This window comes from Pseudomonas agronomica, from assembly GCF_025917275.1.
GTDB classification, from domain to species: domain Bacteria; phylum Pseudomonadota; class Gammaproteobacteria; order Pseudomonadales; family Pseudomonadaceae; genus Aquipseudomonas; species Aquipseudomonas agronomica.
This window is the reverse complement of record NZ_JAOSHO010000400.1, coordinates 1-4,672: the sequence shown is the minus strand read 5'-3', so window position 1 is coordinate 4,672 and position 4,672 is coordinate 1. Positions and strand designations below refer to the sequence as shown.

Annotated in this window: 5 protein-coding genes; all 5 read right to left on the bottom strand. The window is 65.1% G+C overall.

All coding sequences use genetic code 11. From position 1 onward, the window contains the following. Positions 1-53: 53 nt before the first annotated feature. Positions 54-1,310 carry an NAD(P)/FAD-dependent oxidoreductase gene (locus OC610_RS21465; RefSeq protein ID WP_264430602.1) on the bottom strand — a complete coding sequence of 419 codons (1,257 nt, stop codon included), beginning with the start codon at positions 1,308-1,310 and terminating at the stop codon, positions 54-56. Beyond that, positions 1,307-1,543, bottom strand: a complete 237-nt coding sequence (locus OC610_RS21460) for a (2Fe-2S)-binding protein (RefSeq protein WP_264430601.1) — start codon at positions 1,541-1,543, stop codon at positions 1,307-1,309. Before OC610_RS21460 ends, OC610_RS21465 begins: the two co-directional genes overlap by 4 nt. Positions 1,544-1,746: 203 nt before the next feature. Further along, positions 1,747-2,862, bottom strand: coding sequence for an NAD(P)/FAD-dependent oxidoreductase (locus OC610_RS21455; RefSeq protein ID WP_264430599.1), 1,116 nt, complete (start codon positions 2,860-2,862; stop codon positions 1,747-1,749). Next, positions 2,859-3,791, bottom strand: coding sequence for a 4-hydroxyproline epimerase (locus tag OC610_RS21450; protein ID WP_264430597.1), 933 nt, complete (start codon positions 3,789-3,791; stop codon positions 2,859-2,861). The genes OC610_RS21455 and OC610_RS21450 overlap by 4 nt, the downstream gene beginning before the upstream one ends. A 109-nt stretch (positions 3,792-3,900) precedes the next feature. Continuing rightward, complete coding sequence (locus tag OC610_RS21445) at positions 3,901-4,572, bottom strand: GntR family transcriptional regulator (protein WP_264430595.1); 672 nt, start codon at positions 4,570-4,572, stop codon at positions 3,901-3,903. Between the last annotated feature and the right edge of the window lie 100 nt (positions 4,573-4,672).

Here is a 4,672-nt window from a genome sequence, read left to right as displayed (position 1 = left end):
CCGAGCGGGAGCAAGCTTCCTCGCCACAGTGGAGCTGAGGTGGTCGCTCATTCTCAGCCAGACGCCTTATCGTCCAGGCTAAGCAACGTCTCGACCCGCGCCGGACTGAAAGGCGGACGAGGAACCGGCGGCGTCCAGCCAAACAGATGCTCCAGCGCCGCTCCGCAAACCCGACCCTGGCAGGCGCCCATCCCGCAGCGGCTGGCAAGCTTTGCTTCGCGCCAGTCGGTATGGCTGCTCAGTTCTCCATAGGCCACGTCTTCGCAGCGACACACCAAGGTATCGCCCCGGGCCAAGCCTTTCAAACGAGTGTCGAGGGCAAAAGCCTTGTTGAGCACCCGGGCAAATCCCTGCCATCGCGCCCGACGAGGCCAGAGGCGTTCGGCTGCCACGGTGTCGTCGACAGCGGCATGGCCGGCGATGGCGCCTTCCACCAGGGCCAATTCGCTGCCGCCGAAACCGGTGCACTCACCGGCGGCGTAATGATCACGGCGCGTGGTGGCCTGCCAGGCGTCAACCGTCAGGGCCTGGTTTTTAACCGCGCAACCCAGCGCCTGACCCAACTGGGTATTGGGAATCAATCCGAAGCCACAGGCCAACCGATCGCAGGCCAGTTCCACCGTCTTGCCGTGCTGCAGCAGACGTACACCTTCGAGCTTGTCCCGTCCCAAGGCTTCCAGCACATGGCTGTCGGTGCGGTAGTGAGCATCGAGCAGGCCGAAGGACTGCCATAACTTGCCCGGCCAGCGTGGCAGTTGCGCAGCGAATCCGGCAACTGCGGCGCGGCTGGCCTGCTCGGCGATCCGCAGCACTTGGGCCCCGTGATGCCTTGCCGTGGCTGCGCTCGCCAGCAACAGTGGACCGCTGCCGGTAATCACCAGCCGTTCGTTGCGCACGGACAGACCGCCCTTGACCAGCGCTTGCAAGCCGCCCGCGCCGGTGACACCGGGCAGCGTCCAGCCGGGGAAGGGCAGCAGCAGTTCCCGGGCGCCGGTGCACAGGATCAAGCGGTCGTAAGCGATCAGCCAACCCTGCTCGGCATTTTCCACCAGCAGGATCTTGTCGGCGGCGTTGGCAATGACACGGGTGTTCGCGTGGCAGTGCACGTTGGGACAGGCGCGCAAACGCTCTCGCATTCGCCGTGCCTCGACAGGCAAGTGGGCCTGGGGGCCGTCGCGCCAGATCTGGCCGCCAGGGTTCGGGTTGTCGTCCAGCAGCACGATGCGTGTACCGCTACTGGCTGCGGCCAGGGCCGCGGCCATGCCGGCGGGGCCGGCGCCAATGATGAGGAGGTCGGCGAATTCGGTCATGGTCGGGTGTCCACGTACATGCCGTCGCGGCACAAGGTCTGGCAGGCCAGGCGCCGACGGCCGTCGATCATCACCCGGCACTCCTGGCAGATACCCATGCCGCACAAGGGCGCCCGCCGTTGGCCGCTGACCGAGGTGCGACTGCAACCGTCGGCGCCCAACGCTAACGCGGCTGCAACGGTGGTGCCATTGGCCACCGAGAGCGGGCGGCCATCCAGGAATACGTCAGGCATGGGGCCAATCCTCTTTGGATACGCGGATATCTTGAACGCACTCAAAACCTGTGGCGGGGGAGCCAGCTCGCGCTGCGCCTGTAGGAGCTGTCGAGCGGAACGAGGGTGCGATCTTTTTCCTGAAAGCTGAGATCTCAAGCGAAAGATCAACAGATCGCAGGCTTCGCCAGCTCCTACGGGGCCTTGCGCACGTGTGTCGGGCTTCAGGCATGGGTCGGTTCTCCCAGGAACCGCTGCGGCAGGTAAGGTTGCACGGCGAGTGGTGCCTTTTCGTTGAATAGGTGGGCAACCAGCAGGTCAGCGGTGGCCGGTGCGGTCGTGACGCCGAGCCCTTCGTGGCCCACCGCGAGCCATAGGCCCTGGCGCTGCGGATGTTGCCCCACCAAGGGCAAGCCGTCGGGGCTCGCCGCGCGAAAACCGGTCCAGGCGCGGATGCCGTTGAGGTGAGCCAGGCCAGGCATGTAGTCCACTGCACGCTTGAGCATTTTCGCCAGCATCCAGCCTTCCACCTCGGGGTCGACGTTGCCGAACTGCCGCGAAGCGCCGATGAATAGTTGTCCCGTCGGGCGCGGTTGGATGTTGCACGCCACCGACGGGCCGCTGGCGTTGTGGGCGCTGGTGACGTAACCCAGCTCAACCAGGGTGTGGGCGACGGTGGCGGGGTAGCGATCGGTGATCAATAGATGCCCCTTCTTGGGTTCGATCGGCAGCTCCGGGCATAGCTCTGTGGCCTGGATGCCATTGGCAAGCACGACGGCTTCGGCATTGAGCCAACGACCGTCGGCGAGGCGCACGCGGTGGCCGTCCACTTCGCTGACCTCGGCGCGCTGCTGGCAAATATTGGGGTGATCGAGCATCCAGCGGGCGGCGGCGGGGGCGTAGAGAATGCCGTCGCCCTTGATCAGCAACCCGCCCTCCAGGTCCGCCCGCAGTTCCGGTTCGCGCTGCTGCAAGGTGGCGCGGCCGATCAGTTCGCAGGCTTCGCCATGGGCCATCAGGTTCAGGTATTTGCTATGGGCCACGGCCATTTCCTCGGCATTGGCCGCCAGCCATAAAGTGCCGTTGTTGCGCCAGGCACAAGCGTCGGGCAGCGCAGGCGCCAATTCCCGCCAGCGTCGCAGGGAATATTGACTCAGGGCCAGCTCCGCCGGGTTGTCATCAAGCACCAGCAGGTGGCCCATGCCTGCCGCCGTTGCACCGTGCCAGCCAGCGTCCAGCACCAATACCTGCAAACCGCGCTGAGCCAGGCTTCGGGCGCAGGCTGCGCCGATGATGCCGGCGCCAATCACGATCACGTCTGCGGCATGGCCTTCGTTCACGGACGAATGCCCCAGGCGAACGGATCGTCCGGCTCGATGATCAATGTGCTTTCAGCGCTGATGTAGGCCCGGCCGCGGATGGTCGGCACGATGCGTTCGCCCGAACGCTCATATGACCCTTCGAATTGGCTGCCGATGACACTGGCCTGGCGCCAGATCTGCCCGGGCTGCAGTTTGCCGTCGGCCGCCAGGCACGCCAGTTTGGCGCTGGTGCCGGTGCCGCAGGGAGAGCGGTCGTAGGCTTTGCCAGGGCAGAGCACGAAATTGCGGCTGTCGGCCTGGGGATCGTCGGCGAACAGCTCGATATGATCGATCAGCCCGCCGTCCTCGCCGCGAAAACCTTGCTGGTCCAAGGCTTGCTGCACGGCGAAGGTATAGGCGGTCAGTGTGTCAAGGTTGTCGCCCGCCACGCGTTGCCCGTGGTCGGCGATCAGGAAAAACCAATTGCCACCCCAGGCCACGTCGCCGGTCACCGGGCCGATGCCTGGCACCTCCAGGCGCAGGGCCTTGCGATAGCGGTAGGAAGGCACGTTGCGCACGCTGACCGAGCGGTCCTCATGCAACGTCGCCTGCACCGTGCCCACCGGTGTCTCGATGCTGTGCACGCCGGGGCCGATCCGGCCCAAATGGGCCAACGACGCCACCAGGCCGATGGTGCCGTGGCCGCACATGCCCAGGTAGCCGCTGTTGTTGAAGAAAATCACGCCGGCACAGGCGGCCGGATCCACCGGTTCGCACAGCAACGCGCCCACCAGCACATCGCTGCCGCGAGGCTCCAACACGCACGCGGTGCGCCAGGCGTCGTGCTGTTCGGCCAGGCGCTGCCTGCGCTCGGCCATGCTGCCTTGGCCCAGGTCGGGGAAACCGTCGGTCACCAGTCGGGTCGGTTCGCCGCCGGTGTGGGAGTCGATCACGGTGATGCGTTTCATGGCGCCACGTCCGTTCAGATGAGTGGACACAAGCGTGGCGCGCGCCGGGGGCTGGCGGCTTGATGGATTTATCCGCTGGTGATGACGAAATCAGCACAGTGCCAAGAAGCTACCGGCTCGATGGCAAAAACTCGAACAGGGTCTTGCAGACGCCAGCGATATGTTCGTCCAGCAGTTTCACTGCGCGCTCCACGTCCCTGGCGCGGCAGGCGTCGAGGATTTCACGGTGCTCATGATCGGCGCGCTCCTTGCCGGCGGACAGGCTCATCTGCATGCGCAGGTAACGTTCGAGTTTGTCGTGGACCGAGCGGATCAGGCTCACCATGAAGGGCCGCTGCGCGGGCTCGTAGAGGCAAGCGTGCAATTGCCAGTTCAGTTCGGCCCAGCGACCGACGTCGTCCTCGCCGATAAATTCCCGGCAAATGCTGTCGGCGCGAGCGAAGGTCGCTTCGGTCATGTTGGGAATCGCCAGGCGCAGTACCTTGTCCTCCAACAGCATCCGCACCTCGAACATCTGCGCCAGTTCCGCCTCGGAAATTCGCGTGACCATCGCCCCGCGATTGCGCTGGAACATCACCAGGCCCTCGGCTTCCAGGCGCTTGAGCGCTTCGCGCACGGGAATCTTGCTGACGTTGAACTGGCGGGCGATATCATCCTGGCGAATCGGCTCGTCCTCGGCAAAATGCCCAGCCACGATTGCATCACGCAGGTGGCGGGTGATGATTTCCGAAGTGGAGGGGGTGTTGCCCAGGTCGGGCAGGTTGAATTTGGATAAGGTCACGGTGGCGGTCGTTTGGCTGAGATGGGGATATGGTATACGACCTGCCTGCCGCGATGTCGAGCGACGTCTGTCAGGGTGGCGAGGAGCTCGCTTGCGCTGC

What these genes read in the sequence shown, in the direction of transcription:
- OC610_RS21460 (WP_264430601.1), bottom strand. Translation starts at nt 1,543, where the DNA reads ATGCCTGACGTATTCCTGGATGGCCGCCCGCTCTCGGTGGCCAATGGC.
- OC610_RS21450 (WP_264430597.1), bottom strand. Translation starts at nt 3,791, where the DNA reads ATGAAACGCATCACCGTGATCGACTCCCACACCGGCGGCGAACCGACC.
- OC610_RS21465 (WP_264430602.1), bottom strand. Translation starts at nt 1,310, where the DNA reads ATGACCGAATTCGCCGACCTCCTCATCATTGGCGCCGGCCCCGCCGGC.